Origin of the sequence: Pseudoalteromonas sp. AS84 (assembly GCF_038900255.1) — a bacterium.
Lineage (GTDB): Bacteria > Pseudomonadota > Gammaproteobacteria > Enterobacterales > Alteromonadaceae > Pseudoalteromonas.
Genome location: NZ_JBBMQY010000016.1, coordinates 61,239 through 77,212 on the forward strand (window position 1 = coordinate 61,239; position 15,974 = coordinate 77,212).

Here is a 15,974-nt window from a genome sequence, read left to right on the forward strand (position 1 = left end):
CTTAAATGTCTAGAACCTGAGGCTGTTGTGCAGCATGGTTGTGCTCAGTACCTGTGTAAACTTTAAGTTTACGGTACATAGCGCGGCCTAAAGGACCACGTGGCAACATGCCCTTAACAGCCTTCTCGATGATCATTTCAGGCTTTGCAGCTTGAAGTTTATCAAAAGTAGTAGACTTAAGACCACCTGGAAAACCAGAGTGTGAATAGTACACTTTGTTTTTGAATTTGTTACCAGTTACAGTAACTTTTTCAGCGTTGATAACGATGATGTAATCACCAGTATCTACGTGAGGAGTGTATTCAGCTTTATGCTTACCGCGTAGGCGGTGAGCGATTTCAGTAGCGATGCGACCTAAAGTTTTACCTTCAGCGTCAACTACGTACCAGTCACGTTTTACTGTTTCTGGTTTAGCAACAAACGTTTTCATTTATAAAAATCCAATGTTTTTCAATTAAAACCACAAGTAGTTAATATTAACTACTGCTCTAAGTTTGCTATAACCCCTTCGAGTTTTAGACTTTTGCGCCGCTCACAAGTGGCTAGACTATATGAGGGCATAGAACGCAACGTGGCAGACGCGGGAGTATACCAGCACTTAAAACACATTGCTACTCGCCGGTTGTTTTTTCCACAAGAAATTTCATAAATAAGAAGTACTATATACATACCTCTTATTTTTAATGGCTAACCTATTACACTTTTGCCTACTTTTTTAGACCAAATGCTCTCTAGCTAAATACTCTAAAGATTGCATTTCTTGCAAACGGCTTATACAGCGCTTAAATTCAAAGTTTAAATTACCTTGAGTATAAAGTTCGGTAATAGGTTTTTCAGCCGATATAATTAAAGTTACGTGACGCTCATAAAATTCATCCACTAAAGCAATAAAACGTCTAGCGGCATCATCATTAGTCTGCCCAAGTTGTTTTACGTTAGAAATAATAACCGTATTATATAGGCGGCTAATTTCCATGTAATCGACTTGACTACGAGGCGTTTCGCATAATTCACTAAACTCAAACATCACAACGCATTTAGCTACTTTTCGCGTTTTGATTTTTCGCCCTTCTATTTCTATCGGCTCATCTAATTGTCCAGGCTCTGGTGATAACTTGTCGAAGTATTCAAATAGATTTTTATCTGCATCTTCATCTAACGGACTATGAAAAATTTCGGCTTGCTCTAAGGTACGTAATCGATAATCAATACCTGAGTCTACATTAACTATTTCTGTATTAAGCTTAACCAGTTCTATAGCAGGAACAAAGCGTGCACGCTGCAGGCCATTTCTGTAAAGCTCATCAGGCACTATATTAGAGGTAGCAACAAGTACTATACCCCGTGCAAATAGCGCTTCCATTAACCCACCTAGCAGCATGGCATCGGTAATGTCTTGAACAAAAAACTCATCAAAGCATATTATGTCTGTTTCTGCTTTGAAAATGTCGGCTATTTTTTCTAATGGATTAGCCGTATTATTTAATTTCTTAAGCTCATTATGCACTCGGTGCATAAACCGATGAAAATGCACGCGCATTTTACGCGTGCCCGGTAGTGATTCGTAAAAAGTGTCAACTAAATAAGTTTTACCACGCCCTACTCCACCCCAAAAGTACAAACCTTTTATAGGCGCTGGTTCATCTTTGCTGAATAACTTAGCAAAAAAACCTTTTGGTGCAGGCTTTGCCTGAGTTAAGTCATCGTACAGACGTTGTAAATGGCGCACAGCATTTTCTTGTGCTGCGTCGTGTACAAAGTCATCTCGCTTCAAGTCTTGTTGGTATGTTTGCCAAGGAGTCATATCTATTTACAGTTAAAACACAGTTTAATTTGCAAAGTATATTAACACGCATCATAACTCGGGGTATATTACACTTAGTATGATTTATAATTGAATCAAGCATTCGTTAGTTATTTTCCCAAAGGGGTAGTTTTTATGGGCACAGTTATGTGGGTAGGTTTGGTTGTTATTGTTGCTGTAGTAGCATTTTTTATTGGTGCATTTGTTACTAAAAAACAGTTCAAACAAGATGAATTAAAAGAACAGGCTGAGCAAGCTGAAAACGCATTAGAGCAGTATCGCCAAGATGTCGCTGATCATTTAGCAAATACGGGTAAGCTCGTAAATAAAATGAAAGAAAACTATGACCAATTGCTTAGTCACGTTGAAGAAACAAACCAGCTTCTTCTAGAAGATAGAAATAAAGTACCAGCGGAACCATTCTTTTCTAAAGAAACCACTGAGCAATTGCAGGCGTCTTTAAAAGAACGTCGTGCAGATCGCTCTTCAGCCGCAGCGCAACCCGCTGATTATGTATCGGGTGAATCTGGTTTATTTGCAGGTCAAAATAAAGTTTCAGAACATTCTAAAGCATCTTGATGAACTTTTTTTAGACCCCATAGTCTTTAGATATAACAGCTTTGTTGTTTTATCTAAACAAACCAAAAAGGGCTGCTGTAAAGTAGCCCTTTTTGGTTTTTGCTTTATCTTAAGTGGAGTTATCCCTGACTATGAAAATGAAATTATCACTTATCAGCGCAGCTATTCTATCTACAAGCTTATTAATGAGTCCAGTAGCGTCTTATGCAAAAATGCCAATTGCAGTAAATGGTCAACAACTACCTACTCTTGCACCCATGCTAGAGAAAATATCTCCTGGTGTTGTAAGTATCCAAGTCTCAGGCTCTAAAGAAGTACGTCGCCGTGCAGATCCACTCGAATACTTTTTTGGACAACAGCAGCCCCGCAGTCAAAAACGCCAATTTAGTGGTTTAGGCTCAGGAGTAATTATTAATGCCGATGAAGGCTATGTGGTAACTAACAATCATGTTATTCAAGATGCCGAAAAAATGGTAGTTACTCTCGAAGATGGCCGTGAATTTGAAGCAACTAAGATTGGTACTGATACAGAATCTGATATCGCTCTTTTACAAATAGACGCTGATGACTTAACTGAAATAAAACTCGCAAACTCAGATAGTTTACGAGTGGGTGACTTTGCGGTTGCGATTGGTAATCCATTTGGACTTAGCCATACAGTAACATCAGGTATTGTTAGTGCACTTGGCCGTAGTGGTTTAAACATTGAAGGTTACGAAGATTTCATTCAAACCGATGCTGCTATTAACCAAGGTAACTCTGGCGGTGCATTAGTTAACTTAAATGGTGAGTTGATTGGTATTAATACTGCTATTTTAGGTGCTTCTGGCGGCAACGTGGGTATTGGTTTTGCCATTCCATCTAATATGATGAAAAATCTAGTTGATCAAATTATTGAACATGGTGAAGTACGTCGAGGCTCGCTAGGTATTTCTGGTCGCCCACTTGATGCAGGACTTGCAAAAGCACAGCAACTTGATGTCAAACAAGGTGCTTATGTAATGCAAGTAATGGACGACACTGCCGCAAGTAAAGCAGGTATTGAAGCTGGTGATGTTATTGTTAGCATTAATGGTGGCGACATTAGTGGCTTCCATGAACTACGCAGCAAAATTGCTACGCTAGGTGAAGGCCGCGAGATAAAATTAGGCATTTACCGCGATGGTAAAATTAAAACAGTAAAAGTAACCCTTGATGGCGCATCTGGTGTTACAGCGACAGGCGAAGAACTACACCCCGCATTCCAAGGTGCAGAGCTCGAAAACGTGCAAAAAAACAGTAACAAAGGTGTTGAGATTACTTCTGTAGATCCTCGCTCACCTTCTGCCCGTGTTGGCCTTGAAGAAGGTGATATTATTATGCAAGTGAATCGTCAACGAGTGGAAACGATTCGCGACATGAATAAAATCATCGACAGTACAAAAGGTAATATAGTACTTGGCGTTCAACGTGGTCGTGAGTCTATATTTATTTTAATTCAGTAATAAATAGCACTATTAATGTAATAAAAATAACAGTGGCACTTGCCGCTGTTATTTTTTTTATGTCATCATAAAGAGATTGCTCACTTACATAATAAGAAAATCGTGCTGAAACTAATAAAATTTATTCTTCCCCCTTTATTTGCAGGCCTAAGTATTGCTTTTTTAGTGGTTTTTTTCAGCCCTAATATGCGAGCGGCTTTACTTCCAAATGTTCCCCTGCCAAGCGCTATGAGTGCGAGTCATCTGAGTTTTTCTGATGCAGTTAAACGAGCAGCTCCTTCTGTGGTTACTATTTTTTCAGAAAGCATTTCCAAAGAACCCCGTTATAAAAGAAAAAACACAGTACAAGAGCTAGGCTCTGGCGTCATCATGTCGCAAGACGGTTATATTCTTACTAACTACCATGTTGTTAATAACGCAGATCAAATTATGGTTATTCTAACCGATGGTCGACGCTTTTTTGATGTGCAGCTAATTGGTTTTGATACCATTACTGATTTAGCCTTACTTAAAATAAATGCAGATCACCTTCCGGTCATTCCTGTCGATGATAGCTATGTATCGAGCGTAGGCGATGTGGTACTTGCTATAGGTAACCCGCTTAATTTAGGTCAAACAATCACGCAAGGCATCATTAGCGCAACGGGTAAGCAAAAGATTACAGACAGTCCGTACAATAACTTATTACAAATGGATGCGGCTATTAACGTGGGCAACTCTGGCGGCGCATTAGTTAACTCCAATGGTGATTTAGTCGGTATTACCTCTGCGCAGTTTAAAACGCGTGAGAATCTGAATATTCAAGGAATATTCTTTGCGGTGCCTTACTCGCTTGCTAAAAAAGTAATGGGTAAACTCATTCGTCATGGTCGCGTTGTACGTGGCTATCTAGGCTTCGAAGGCACAGCAGTAGATAGTACTGGTAAAGAAGTCAACGACAGCTTAACTCCCGTTACGGGCATGCGAATTACTAATTTAGACCCTTTGGGTCCAGCATGGCAAGCGGGCATTGAAGAGCAAGATATCGTTATTAAAATTGCAGGCCTTTCGGTAGCAAACCCACAAAAAGTGCTGGAAGAAATAGGTAATACAGAGCCCGGTAAAGAAATAGAGTTTGAGCTTTACAGAGATGGGAAAATAGAAAAAATCATGGTGGTGGTAGCTGAGCTTGAAACAAAGCTTTAATAAAGAATAATACCAACCTGCATAAATCGTCAATAAAAAGGTCGGATAGCAATTCGCATATCCGACCTTTTTTTTCAAAATAGTCTAATTTGTTAAGTATCTACTTAGCTACTTCTACGTTTGATATTTGCACCTAACGCACTTAGCTTATCTTCAATGCGCTGATAACCTCTATCAACGTGATAAATACGATCAACGACCGTTTCACCTTGAGCCACTATACCCGTCAAAATTAAACTAGCTGAAGCGCGTAGATCGGTTGCCATCACTTGCGCACCCGTTAAGCTTTCAGTCTCACCACAAATTGCGGTATGTCCTTCCAAACGAATATTAGCACCCATACGCTGTAACTCTGGTACATGCATGAAACGGTTTTCAAAAATCGTTTCTGTAATAGTCGCACTACCATTTGCTACTACATTCAATGCTGTAAACTGAGCTTGCATATCCGTAGGAAAACCTGGGTGCGGGGCTGTTTTGATATTAACGGCTCTTAGTTCTCGGCCGCGCATATCAAGATAAATACTGTCGTTATTCACCTCTAGGTGTGCATTGGTTGCGCGTAATTTTTCAATTACAGGCTCAAGGGAGTGAAAGTCAGTGTTTTTACAAAGTACTTCACCGCCAGCCATTGCTGCAGCGACTAAAAATGTACCAGTCTCAATTCTATCTGGTAAAATACTGTGCTCGCATCCTGCTAAACGCTCAACGCCTTCAACTTCAATGCGGCTGGTTCCTGCACCTGTGATTTTAGCGCCCATTGCAATTAAGCAATTAGCTAAATCAATTATTTCGGGCTCGCGAGCAGCATTATCAAGTATGGTTTTGCCATCAGCAAGAGCAGCTGCCATCAAGAGGTTTTCAGTAGCGCCTACGCTTACCATTTCCATAAAGATTTCAGCGCCTTTTAAGCGCCCGTTTACCTTGGCATTAATATAACCATTTTCAACGTTAATTACCGCGCCCATGCGCTCCAAACCTTGAATATGTATATCAACAGGACGAGCACCAATAGCACACCCTCCAGGTAAAGACACTTGAGCTTCACCAAAACGTGCAACTAAAGGGCCTAATGCAAGTACAGAGGCACGCATTTGCTTAACTAAGTCGTATGGCGCTAATGTTTTATTAACCGTTGCGCCGTCAATCACTAGCGTATCGCCGTGCCAATTAACATCAGCACCTAGAGTTTTTAATAAGGCTTCAGTGGTCACTATATCGCGAAGGCGCGGTACATTAGTAAATGTACTTTTTCCATCAGCTAATAATGAAGCAAACAAAATAGGAAGTGCGGCATTTTTAGCGCCAGAAATAGTCACTTCACCAGCAAGTGAAGTACCACCTTGAATTACAAATTGATCCATTAAGAGGCCCTATTTATTGCGGTAAAATAAATTTTTGTTCACGCTTCCACTCTACAGGAGTAAATGCACGAATAGATACTGCGTGAATTGTGCCATCTGAAATTGTATTCATTAATGGACCATAGACTAGCTGCTGCTTTTTAACTCGGCTTAAACCGTCAAAGCATTCGCCTACTGCAACAACTTCATAATGGCTACCATTGGCTTTTACATGTACTTCAGCTAATTGAAGTTCTTCGCGTAATAATGTTTCGACTTGGCTAGTTTCCATAACTCTCACTCAAATAGGGTTGTAACCTGACCCAATTGCATTAAATTTTGCAATTGCTCAGGTAGGTTTTGCAATTCAAGGCGAATGCCTTGCTGCTTTAATTCTGCAAAAGAGTGAATTAACCAAGCTAAGCCCGCTGTGTCAACCCTTGATACTCCACTTAGGTCGAAATAGATGATTTTATGCTTAGTTAATAACTTGTTGTTCAGAAGCTGTTCATCGCCAATTGAATTTCGAGTAAGCTCACCGCTTACTCGAAAATGTTGTCCATCAACTTGGCTTATTGCCAATTTAGTCATTCGAGTTACTGCCTCTAAACTGAACTGGTAGCTGACTCTTTTGCTCTAAAAGGTTACTTACATTATCAATACCTTGCTGGCGCAAAATACCTTGTAGTTCACTTTGTTTTGCATCTAGTAAACTAATACCTTCAGCAATCATATCGTACGCGCGCCATTCACCGTCGCGGTCTTCACGTACTTTAAAATCGATTCTGATATCTGGTTTACCGTCTTCAATAATTTTAGTCTTAACAACAACGACATCTTTGCCTTTAAATGCTTGCTCGGCACCAAACTCAACTTTTTGGTTTGTATATTGAGTGAATACACCAGCATAAGTTGCAACTAAGTACTCTCTAAATACACCAATAAAGCGTTGAATTTCTTTAATTGCTTTGGCTTTTTCAGCTTCGTCAGTAATTGCACGTACTTTAGATACTTCACTACCTAGTACGCGAAGTGCTGCATATTTGTAGTCGATATAAGGCATTAACTCTTCTTCAACGATTACGCGAAGATGCTCTTGATCTTTAACAATTAATGGCTGGTCTTTTTTAATACGTGCAAATGTATTATCGGCAACTTGGCGTACCATTTTATTTGGATCGACCAATTTAACATCTGCTGCACTTACGCTTTGAGTTAGCGTCATTGTGCTAATTGCTACAATAGCTAAAAACTTTTTCAACATAATAATTACTCACTACCTTGGTTGAATAAAAACTGCCCGATTAATTCTTCAAGTACAATGGCAGACTTAGTATCAGTAATTGAATCGCCATCACCTAGTGCTTTACTTTCCACACCAAACAAATCGTCAATTGCTTCATCTTGCTTGTTTTCAGTCACTGTTTCGCCTAAACAACGTTGTTTAGCCGAATCTGGAGAAATGACAGGGTGAATACCTAGGTACTGCTCACCTAAAATACCCGACGTTAAAATAGAGATTGAGCTTGTGTCTGAAAAACGACATAAATACTGTGCATCAATGGTCATATTTACCACTGGTAAAAACTCTTGTGGGTGTACATAAATTGATTCAACACGACCAATTACAACACCACCTACTTTTACCGGTGCACGCGCTTTTAACGAGCCAATGTTTTCAAACTTGGCATTAAGCGTATATGTTTCGCCAGAGCCACTAATACCTGAATTGGCAACTTTAAGTGCGAGCATCGCAAACGCCAAAATGCCAAGTGCTACAAAAAAACCAACTAAAATTTCTAATTTCCGTGAATTCATTATCTATACCCTATTAGCTGGTAAACATTACCGCTGTCAAAATAAAGTCAAAACCTAAAACTGCTAATGACGAATGAACAACCGTTTCGGTGGTTGCTTTGCTGATCCCTTCGGAGGTCGGCACACAGTCATATCCTTTATAAAGCGCAATCCAGGTCACCACTATGGCGAATACAAAACTCTTAATAATACCGTTTAGTATGTCTTGCTGAAACGACACTTGTGATTGCATGATTGACCAAAAACTACCTGTATCAACTCCCAGCCAATCTACACCCACTAAATGAGCGCCTATGATTGCTACGGCTGAAAATATCAAGGCAAGCAATGGCATGCTTATAAAACCCGCCCAAAAGCGTGGTGCAATAATACGTTTTAGCGGATCGATTGCCATCATCTCAAGTGATGAAAGCTGCTCTGTTGCTTTCATTAAGCCAATTTCAGCAGTCAATGCGCTGCCTGCGCGCCCTGCAAACAGTAATGCAGTAACAACCGGGCCCAGTTCTCGCAATAAACTCAGTGCCACTAACGGCCCTAAACTATCCTCAGCGCCATAACCAACTAATACGGTGTAACCTTGTAAAGCCAATACCATGCCGATAAACAAACCCGACACCATAATAATGAGTAAAGATTGCGAACCCACCATATAAAGCTGGCGAACAAGTAACGGTGTGCCTTTTTTAAAATTAGGAACATGCGCTAATGCACTAAACAGCATATAAGCTGAACGACCGAGAGCCGCAAAGCGTCCTAGCGTTTTATGCCCTAGCTTTTGAAATAAATCCAACATTATGCTTTTTCTCCAAGCAGCTCGTCTGCATAAGCTTGAGCCGGAAAATGAAATGGTACCGGACCATCCGACAAGCCTTTTAAAAACTGTTGAACTAAAGGAGATTCGTGATTACGCATTTCATCTGGGGTACCACAACCAATTACCCCTTGATCAGCGATAATTATAACGTGATCGGCAATACTCATTACCTCTGTCACATCGTGCGTCACTATTAAAGACGATAAACCTAATACCTCGTTAAGCGACTTAATTAGCTTAACCAATACGCCCATCGAAATAGGGTCTTGTCCTGCAAATGGCTCATCGTACATGATTAGCTCTGGATCAAGTGCTATAGCGCGCGCAAGTGCAGCACGTCTTGCCATACCGCCTGATAACTCAGAGGGCATTAAATCTTTAGCGCCACGTAGCCCAACCGCTTGCAGCTTCATTAATACAACTAATCGAATAAGGTCTTCACTTAGCTTTGTGTGCTCTCTTATAGGAAACGCAATATTGTCAAATACCGACATATCAGTAAACAGCGCACCACTTTGAAAAAGCATGCTCATTTTAGTACGTGCTTCGTATAACTCTTTACGAGACATTTTAGGAATGCTGCCACCTTCAAATAAAATATCACCTGAATCTGGTTTAAGCTGACCACCAATTAAACGCAACATAGTGGTTTTGCCAATTCCGCTTGGCCCCATGATCGCAGTAATTTTACCTTTAGGAACGCTAAAACTCATATTTTTATATATAGTTCTATTGCCTCTCGAAAAGCTAACATCCTTGACTTCTACTATTGATTGCGACAAGTCGCTCTCCATAAAAATGTTCACTAGTGCACCTATTTTAAAGCTTTTTTGTCAAAGATGGAAAAAACAATTCGTAAGATTTTGTAATACACCCATGAAAAGGATTATAAGACTCGCTCAAAACAGCTTAACCCCGGCTTAAATTTTTAAATTAGCTGTTTAAAAGCAGCATTGTTACGTAGTTGACCTTACTCTTTTATTTATACTTTCATCTTGGCTTTTGTTACTATTCGCGCCATCCGTATTTTGTATAACTGGCTTAACACAATGGTTACCTCGTTTGTTATTTTAATTCTTGGTTTTGCAGCTCTTGTTTGGAGTGCAGACAGGTTTGTTTATGGCGCTGCGGCTCTTGCTAAAAACTTTGGTGTACCTACACTTATTGTTGGTTTAACCGTGGTAGCTATGGGCTCTTCAGCACCTGAAATGATGGTTTCAGCCTCTGCAGCTCTGGCTAATAAAACCGACACAGCCGTTGGTAATGCTGTTGGCTCTAATATTACAAACATTTTACTTGTGTTAGGTATCACAGCTCTATTTCGCCCTCTTTCAGTTTCATCAAGTACATTAAAACGCGAAATGCCATTGGTAATGCTCGTATCTTTAGTTACTTGGTATGTGTTCTCAGATAACTACTTTTCATTTAATGAAGGTGTTGCGCTTTTGGTTGGCTTTATCGTATTCATCGGTGGGTTAATTATTGTATCTATGCGTGCGAAAAACCAAGATGACCCATTTGTCTCAGAAGCCTGCGACGACGTCCCTAACGATGTACCTACGAAAAAAGCGGTATTTTGGTTAGTTGTCGGCATGATACTCCTACCTGTTAGCTCTCATTTTTTAATAGGTTCAGCTGTAGACATTGCAAAATACTTCGGCTTAAGCGACTTAGTCATTGGCTTAACAATTATTGCCATTGGTACTAGCTTGCCAGAGCTTGCAGCTTCGGTAGCTGGTGTACTTAAAAATGAAGATGATTTAGCACTAGGTAATATTGTTGGCTCAAATATATTTAATATTCTAGCGGTATTACCACTTTCAGGTATCATTAACCCTTCTGCCATTGACCCATCATTAGTAAGTCGAGACGTATTAATTATGATTGGTGCAACACTTGCTCTTATTATTATGTCATTGAACTTTAGAGGCACCCAACGTATCAATAGAGTAGAAGGCGGCTTATTGCTAATAGCGTTTTTGGGTTACCAAGGGTATATTTTTAGTCAAGTAGGGTAAATGATGGCAACGCTAAATTTTATTGAACAAGGTCTTCGCGTTTTAGATGTTGAGCGCCAAGCTCTTAGTGATATTGCACAATATGTAGATGAGAATTTTAATAACGCGTGCCAATTAATGTACGACTGCGAAGGCCGTATTATTGTCATTGGCATGGGTAAATCAGGTCATATTGGCAATAAAATCGCGGCCACTCTTGCGAGTACTGGCAGCCCTGCATTTTTTGTTCACCCTGGTGAAGCAAGCCATGGTGATTTAGGTATGATCACTAAAAATGACGTGGTTATGCTTATTTCTAATTCAGGGGAGACCAGCGAAGTTTTAAATATCATTCCGGTTTTAAAACGACTTGGTGCCAAAATGATATCGATGACTGGCAATACGCAATCAACCATGGCGACCCTTGCTAATGTACATGTGTGTATTAAAGTAGAAAAAGAAGCCTGTTCATTGGGTCTAGCTCCTACATCAAGCACCACTGCAACGCTTGCGATGGGCGATGCCATGGCAGTTGCACTATTAGAAGCTCGGGGCTTTACAGCTGATGACTTCGCGCTATCTCACCCAGGTGGTAGTTTAGGCAAGCGCTTACTGCTTACTTTAAAAGATGTTATGCACGGTGGTGCAAATACACCTATTATTAGCGTTTCACAAACAGTTAAAGACGCCCTTATTGAAATGTCCGCCAAAGGTTTAGGCATGACAGCCATTGTTGATGAAAATCAGCAGCTCGTGGGATTATTTACCGATGGCGATTTACGTCGTATTTTAGAGCAAAGAATTGATATTCATACAACACAAATAGATGTTGTTATGACTAAGTCATGTACTACGGCTACACAAGATATTTTAGCCGCTGAAGCGCTTAATATTATGGAACACAAACGTATAAATGGCTTAATCGTCATCAATGAGAAAAACCAACCTATTGGCGCATTAAACATGCAAGACCTATTAAAAGCAGGAGTGTTATAAATGCAATTTGAAGAACTCTATCAACCGCTGAGCGATGATGTAAAAGCACGCGCTAAAAAAGTAAAGCTACTTATATGCGATATTGATGGTGTATTTTCTGATGGCCGTATTTATCTTGGTAATCAAGGTGAAGAGCTAAAAGCATTTAATACAAAAGATGGTTTTGGCATTAAAGCGCTTATAAACAGTGGCTTTGAAGTGGCTGTAATTACTGGTCGTCATTCACAAATAGTGCAACAACGTATGAGCAGCTTAACCGTACAGCATATTTATCAAGGTCAAGAAAATAAGCTCATTGCCTATCAAGAATTAAAAGACAAACTCAACCTTAGCGATGAACAAATTGCTTATATCGGTGATGATGGCCCTGACATGCCTGTTATGGAATTAGTCGGCTTTGCTGTTGCAGTAAATGATGCCCATCCACTTATTAAACGTTTATCACACTATATAACGCAAATGCCTGGCGGCTTTGGTGCAGTAAGAGAGCTCACCGACTTACTTATGCTTGAAAATGGTAAAGCATTGACTACACAAGGCACTAGTTCATGAATGCAGCGCGCATAATATTAAGCGTTTTATTCATTAGCTGTATGGTTTGGCTTTGGTACCCTTATTTTACACAACCAAATATTTTGCCTCAGACTGAGCCTGAAGTTATTGCCAAGCCTGATTACATAGCCATTGAACTCAAACAAACAGCCTATGACGAACAAGGTACAATCAGCCACAAAGTAACTGCGGCTAAAATGGAACTATATCAGCAATTAGGTTTCACGTTTTTTGAAAAACCCATTTTTACTTTATATAACGAAAAGCAAACGTGGCAAATAAATGCAGACGAAGCAACATTATACGAAGACAAACAATTAATTTTAGAAGGTAACGTGGTTGCCAAAAACTTAACCGATAACGCCATGATAGACAAAATCAATGCTGATAATATTCAGGTAGATATAAAGCTATTAACAATGCGCTCGGAGCAACCCGTTATCATCACTGGACCCAATTTAAAAATCACCGGCAAAGGCCTAGAAGCCGACTTAAAAACCGAAGTGATAAAACTAATTAACCATACGCGAACCATATATTATGACCAATAAAATATTAAAATCACTTATTATTCCTACACTTATACTAGCATTTAATAGCAGTGCTGCAGAGCCAAATACACAGCCTGCTGCAAATCAAATATCAATAAGCGCCGATAAGCAAGAAGGTCAATTAAAAGCTAATGTCGGGATTTTTGAGAAAAACGTTGAAATTATTCACGGTAACCGCCGTATTACAGCCGACCGTCTCGAAGTACATAAACGCGATGAACTTGGTGATAATAAGCAATTATTAATTGCCACTGGTAGCCCTGCCCACTTTGAAGAGAAGCAATCAGACGGCACGACTATGAGCGCCAGTGCTGACGAAGTACGTTACGATGTATCTAAGCGTTTTTTAACGCTTGTTGGTAATGCACAGGTATCGCAAGCAGGACAAAAAATAAATGCTAAAAGCATTACCTACGACATTGAGCAGCAGCTAATCAGTGCCGAAAAAGATGAAAACTCAACTGACCGCGTTCATACAATTTTAGTACCCATTGAAACTAAAAAAAGTAAAAAAAGCGACAAAGGTCAACCATGAGCACATTAAAAGCAGAACTATTAGCAAAGAGCTATAAAGGCCGTGAAGTTGTAAAAAACGTTGGCCTTGAAGTAAAAGCTGGCAGTATTGTTGGCTTACTTGGCCCTAACGGCGCAGGCAAAACAACCACGTTTTATATGATTGTAGGCCTTGTGCCTAGCGATAAAGGTAAAATATCGATAGATGATAACGATATTACTCTTTTACCTATGCATAGTCGTGCTAGATTAGGCATAGGCTACTTACCGCAAGAGTCTTCAATTTTCAGAAAGCTAACTGTTTATCAAAACTTAATGGCTATTTTAGAAACGCGCAAAGAGTTAAATAAACAAGCTAGAGAAGACACTCTCGATAAATTATTAGATGAATTTAGCATACAACACATTCGTGATAGCCAAGGTATGGCATTATCAGGTGGCGAACGTCGTCGTGTTGAAATAGCACGTGCGCTGGCAGCAGATCCTAAATTTATATTACTGGATGAACCGTTCGCTGGTGTTGATCCAATTTCAGTATTAGATATAAAGAAAATAATAGAACATCTTAAAAATCGTGGGATTGGAGTATTAATTACCGACCATAACGTAAGAGAAACCCTTGATGTTTGTGAAAAAGCCTACATTGTTTCTCATGGGGAGCTGATTGCATCAGGTACTCCAGAACACGTATTAAATGATAAAACAGTACGCGATGTTTACTTAGGCGAGCAATTTAGGCTGTAACATTTACGCCATGTCTTTAAGCATCTGCTAGTATTAATTATAACAACATAAAAGGATTGTTAGAGATACATGAGGCAATCACTACAGCTGCGCATGGGCCAGCAACTTACAATGACTCCACAGCTGCAACAAGCTATTCGTTTGTTGCAACTCAGTACATTGGATCTCCAGCAAGAAATACAAGAAGCTCTCGACAGCAACCCGCTATTAGAGGTTGAAGAACAAGACTACTCAGAAGATGCTGCTGGCAAAAACGAGCAAAAAGCTGATACCGATGACATAACTGTTAGCGCATCTGCCGATGATGCTCCAAGCGAATACGAACAAGATAGTGGTGAAGCACTTGCGAAAGACACGCTAAGTGACGACATGGCTATGGATGTTAGCTGGGATGAGTACATGAGTGCCGCTCCTGCAGCATCATCGGGTCCAATGCCTGAAGATGAATCAATTTATCAAGGTGCCTCTACAGAGACGCTCCATGAGTATTTAATGTGGCAGTTACAATTAACGCCATTTAGCCCTACAGACGAAGCTATTGCTATTGCCATCGTAGAAGCCGTTGATGATTCAGGTATTTTAACACTAAGCTGCGAAGAGATTTTAGAAAGCTTTAATCAAGAAAACGAAGATGATAACGAAGTCGAACTTGATGAAATTGAAGCTGTATTAAAGCGCATCCAACTGTTTGATCCTGTCGGTATTGCTGCACGTAGTTTACAAGAGTGTTTGTGTATTCAGCTTAACCAATTTGATAAAGAAACACCTTACATTAATGAAACAAAAATGATTTTAACCGAGCATATTGATTTATTAGCTGCTCGTGACTATCGTACATTAATGAAGAAAACCAAGCTCAAAGAAGAAGAGCTTAAAGAAGTAATGACATTAATCCATACTCTTAGTCCTAAGCCAGCAGATACTATTGTAAGAGAAGAATCTGAGTATGTTATTCCAGACGTGTCGGTTAAAAAAATTAAAGGCCGCTGGGTTGTTGAGTTAAACCCAGATAGCATGCCTAAAATTCGTGTTAATAGCCAATACGCTGCAATGTCTCGCACTGTAAAATCGAGTGGTGACAGCCAGTTTATTCGCTCGCATTTACAAGAAGCTAAATGGTTTATTAAAAGCTTAGAAAGTAGAAACGACACGCTTTTAAAAGTAACTAATTGTATTGTTAAGCAACAACAAGGCTTTTTTGAACACGGACCTGAAGCAATGAAACCGATGGTTTTAAATGATGTTGCTGAAATGGTAGAAATGCACGAATCAACAATTTCGCGCGTAACAACTCAAAAGTATATGCATACACCCCGTGGTATATTTGAGCTTAAATACTTTTTCTCAAGCCATGTAAGCACCGAAAACGGTGGTGAATGTTCATCTACAGCAATTCGTGCACTTATCCGCAAATTAATCGCTGCAGAAAACTCAGCAAAACCATTGAGTGATAGTAAAATAGCGGATATATTGGCTGAGCAAGGAATTAAAGTAGCAAGACGTACAATCGCAAAATACCGCGAATCTCTGGCTATTCCACCGTCAAATCAGCGTAAAAGCTTGATCTAAGACGCAAAAAAAAAGAGGGTAATGC

The 15,974-nt window shown here is 39.8% G+C and carries 19 protein-coding genes; 10 read left to right on the plus strand and 9 right to left on the minus strand.

Annotation, left to right across the window (positions count from 1 at the left end; translation table 11 throughout):
• Position 1: 1 nt before the first annotated feature.
• Positions 2-430: a 50S ribosomal protein L13 gene (gene rplM, locus WNY79_RS15365; protein ID WP_077536001.1), complete on the minus strand. Its 429-nt coding sequence runs from the start codon at positions 428-430 to the stop codon at positions 2-4.
• A 285-nt stretch (positions 431-715) separates the two neighbouring features.
• Positions 716-1,804 (minus strand): cell division protein ZapE, encoded by a 1,089-nt coding sequence (zapE, locus tag WNY79_RS15370; RefSeq protein WP_076923714.1) that lies wholly within the window; start codon positions 1,802-1,804, stop codon positions 716-718.
• Positions 1,805-1,939: 135 nt separating this feature from the next.
• On the opposite strand from zapE, the gene WNY79_RS15375 reads away from it, so the two are divergent.
• The 3 genes from WNY79_RS15375 to WNY79_RS15385 all read left to right on the plus strand — a co-directional run bounded on the left by WNY79_RS15375 (position 1,940) and on the right by WNY79_RS15385 (position 5,052).
• Positions 1,940-2,383: a YhcB family protein gene (locus tag WNY79_RS15375; protein ID WP_342876303.1), complete on the plus strand. Its 444-nt coding sequence runs from the start codon at positions 1,940-1,942 to the stop codon at positions 2,381-2,383.
• 131 nt (positions 2,384-2,514) lie between these two features.
• Positions 2,515-3,867, plus strand: coding sequence for a Do family serine endopeptidase (locus tag WNY79_RS15380; RefSeq protein WP_170071683.1), 1,353 nt, complete (start codon positions 2,515-2,517; stop codon positions 3,865-3,867).
• Positions 3,868-3,969: 102 nt separating this feature from the next.
• Positions 3,970-5,052, plus strand: coding sequence for a trypsin-like peptidase domain-containing protein (locus WNY79_RS15385; protein WP_170071682.1), 1,083 nt, complete (start codon positions 3,970-3,972; stop codon positions 5,050-5,052).
• Positions 5,053-5,156: 104 nt separating this feature from the next.
• Here WNY79_RS15385 and murA read toward each other — a convergent pair whose 3' ends face one another.
• The 7 genes from murA to WNY79_RS15420 are packed head-to-tail and all read right to left on the minus strand — an operon-like array spanning position 5,157 to position 9,821.
• The gene (gene murA, locus WNY79_RS15390) at positions 5,157-6,416 is read right to left on the minus strand and encodes a UDP-N-acetylglucosamine 1-carboxyvinyltransferase (protein WP_024599263.1); all 1,260 of its coding nucleotides are present in this window, start codon (positions 6,414-6,416) and stop codon (positions 5,157-5,159) included.
• A 13-nt stretch (positions 6,417-6,429) separates the two neighbouring features.
• A complete protein-coding gene (locus tag WNY79_RS15395; protein ID WP_002957953.1) occupies positions 6,430-6,687 on the minus strand; it encodes a BolA family protein in 258 nt (85 codons plus the stop codon).
• Positions 6,688-6,692: 5 nt separating this feature from the next.
• Positions 6,693-6,986 (minus strand): STAS domain-containing protein, encoded by a 294-nt coding sequence (locus tag WNY79_RS15400; RefSeq protein WP_024599262.1) that lies wholly within the window; start codon positions 6,984-6,986, stop codon positions 6,693-6,695.
• Positions 6,979-7,659, minus strand: a complete 681-nt coding sequence (locus tag WNY79_RS15405; protein WP_170071681.1) for an ABC transporter substrate-binding protein — start codon at positions 7,657-7,659, stop codon at positions 6,979-6,981. The genes WNY79_RS15400 and WNY79_RS15405 overlap by 8 nt, the downstream gene beginning before the upstream one ends.
• A gap of 5 nt (positions 7,660-7,664) precedes the next feature.
• The gene (gene mlaD, locus WNY79_RS15410) at positions 7,665-8,213 is read right to left on the minus strand and encodes an outer membrane lipid asymmetry maintenance protein MlaD (RefSeq protein ID WP_002957950.1); all 549 of its coding nucleotides are present in this window, start codon (positions 8,211-8,213) and stop codon (positions 7,665-7,667) included.
• Positions 8,214-8,226: 13 nt separating this feature from the next.
• Positions 8,227-9,006 (minus strand): lipid asymmetry maintenance ABC transporter permease subunit MlaE, encoded by a 780-nt coding sequence (gene mlaE / locus WNY79_RS15415; protein WP_002957949.1) that lies wholly within the window; start codon positions 9,004-9,006, stop codon positions 8,227-8,229.
• Complete coding sequence (locus tag WNY79_RS15420; protein ID WP_076915496.1) at positions 9,006-9,821, minus strand: ATP-binding cassette domain-containing protein; 816 nt, start codon at positions 9,819-9,821, stop codon at positions 9,006-9,008. The genes mlaE and WNY79_RS15420 overlap by 1 nt, the downstream gene beginning before the upstream one ends.
• Positions 9,822-10,076: 255 nt before the next feature.
• On the opposite strand from WNY79_RS15420, the gene WNY79_RS15425 reads away from it, so the two are divergent.
• The 7 genes from WNY79_RS15425 (at position 10,077) to WNY79_RS15455 (ending at position 15,949) form a co-directional block, all read left to right on the plus strand.
• Positions 10,077-11,045 carry a calcium/sodium antiporter gene (locus WNY79_RS15425; RefSeq protein WP_342876304.1) on the plus strand — a complete coding sequence of 323 codons (969 nt, stop codon included), beginning with the start codon at positions 10,077-10,079 and terminating at the stop codon, positions 11,043-11,045.
• 3 nt (positions 11,046-11,048) lie between these two features.
• Positions 11,049-12,020 (plus strand): KpsF/GutQ family sugar-phosphate isomerase, encoded by a 972-nt coding sequence (locus WNY79_RS15430; protein ID WP_342876305.1) that lies wholly within the window; start codon positions 11,049-11,051, stop codon positions 12,018-12,020.
• Positions 12,021-12,572: a 3-deoxy-manno-octulosonate-8-phosphatase KdsC gene (gene kdsC, locus WNY79_RS15435; RefSeq protein ID WP_342876306.1), complete on the plus strand. Its 552-nt coding sequence runs from the start codon at positions 12,021-12,023 to the stop codon at positions 12,570-12,572. It abuts the gene before it with no gap.
• A complete protein-coding gene (lptC, locus tag WNY79_RS15440) occupies positions 12,569-13,123 on the plus strand; it encodes an LPS export ABC transporter periplasmic protein LptC (RefSeq protein WP_024599258.1) in 555 nt (184 codons plus the stop codon). Before kdsC ends, lptC begins: the two co-directional genes overlap by 4 nt.
• Complete coding sequence (gene lptA / locus WNY79_RS15445) at positions 13,113-13,658, plus strand: lipopolysaccharide transport periplasmic protein LptA (protein ID WP_024599257.1); 546 nt, start codon at positions 13,113-13,115, stop codon at positions 13,656-13,658. The genes lptC and lptA overlap by 11 nt, the downstream gene beginning before the upstream one ends.
• Positions 13,655-14,380, plus strand: coding sequence for an LPS export ABC transporter ATP-binding protein (lptB, locus tag WNY79_RS15450; RefSeq protein ID WP_007580304.1), 726 nt, complete (start codon positions 13,655-13,657; stop codon positions 14,378-14,380). Before lptA ends, lptB begins: the two co-directional genes overlap by 4 nt.
• A 69-nt stretch (positions 14,381-14,449) precedes the next feature.
• On the plus strand, positions 14,450-15,949 hold the full coding sequence (locus WNY79_RS15455; protein WP_024599255.1) for an RNA polymerase factor sigma-54: 1,500 nt from the start codon (positions 14,450-14,452) through the stop codon (positions 15,947-15,949).
• The last annotated feature ends 25 nt before the right edge of the window (positions 15,950-15,974 follow it).

Bases quoted from the DNA above. Each gene is read 5' to 3' on its own strand.
- rplM (WP_077536001.1), bottom strand. From the start codon at position 430: ATGAAAACGTTTGTTGCTAAACCAGAAACAGTAAAACGTGACTGGTAC.
- zapE (WP_076923714.1), bottom strand. From the start codon at position 1,804: ATGACTCCTTGGCAAACATACCAACAAGACTTGAAGCGAGATGACTTT.
- WNY79_RS15375 (WP_342876303.1), top strand. From the start codon at position 1,940: ATGGGCACAGTTATGTGGGTAGGTTTGGTTGTTATTGTTGCTGTAGTA.
- WNY79_RS15380 (WP_170071683.1), top strand. From the start codon at position 2,515: ATGAAAATGAAATTATCACTTATCAGCGCAGCTATTCTATCTACAAGC.
- murA (WP_024599263.1), bottom strand. From the start codon at position 6,416: ATGGATCAATTTGTAATTCAAGGTGGTACTTCACTTGCTGGTGAAGTG.
- WNY79_RS15395 (WP_002957953.1), bottom strand. From the start codon at position 6,687: ATGGAAACTAGCCAAGTCGAAACATTATTACGCGAAGAACTTCAATTA.
- WNY79_RS15400 (WP_024599262.1), bottom strand. From the start codon at position 6,986: ATGACTAAATTGGCAATAAGCCAAGTTGATGGACAACATTTTCGAGTA.
- WNY79_RS15405 (WP_170071681.1), bottom strand. From the start codon at position 7,659: ATGTTGAAAAAGTTTTTAGCTATTGTAGCAATTAGCACAATGACGCTA.
- mlaD (WP_002957950.1), bottom strand. From the start codon at position 8,213: ATGAATTCACGGAAATTAGAAATTTTAGTTGGTTTTTTTGTAGCACTT.
- mlaE (WP_002957949.1), bottom strand. From the start codon at position 9,006: ATGTTGGATTTATTTCAAAAGCTAGGGCATAAAACGCTAGGACGCTTT.
- WNY79_RS15420 (WP_076915496.1), bottom strand. From the start codon at position 9,821: ATGGAGAGCGACTTGTCGCAATCAATAGTAGAAGTCAAGGATGTTAGC.
- WNY79_RS15425 (WP_342876304.1), top strand. From the start codon at position 10,077: ATGGTTACCTCGTTTGTTATTTTAATTCTTGGTTTTGCAGCTCTTGTT.
- WNY79_RS15430 (WP_342876305.1), top strand. From the start codon at position 11,049: ATGGCAACGCTAAATTTTATTGAACAAGGTCTTCGCGTTTTAGATGTT.
- kdsC (WP_342876306.1), top strand. From the start codon at position 12,021: ATGCAATTTGAAGAACTCTATCAACCGCTGAGCGATGATGTAAAAGCA.
- lptC (WP_024599258.1), top strand. From the start codon at position 12,569: ATGAATGCAGCGCGCATAATATTAAGCGTTTTATTCATTAGCTGTATG.
- lptA (WP_024599257.1), top strand. From the start codon at position 13,113: ATGACCAATAAAATATTAAAATCACTTATTATTCCTACACTTATACTA.
- lptB (WP_007580304.1), top strand. From the start codon at position 13,655: ATGAGCACATTAAAAGCAGAACTATTAGCAAAGAGCTATAAAGGCCGT.
- WNY79_RS15455 (WP_024599255.1), top strand. From the start codon at position 14,450: ATGAGGCAATCACTACAGCTGCGCATGGGCCAGCAACTTACAATGACT.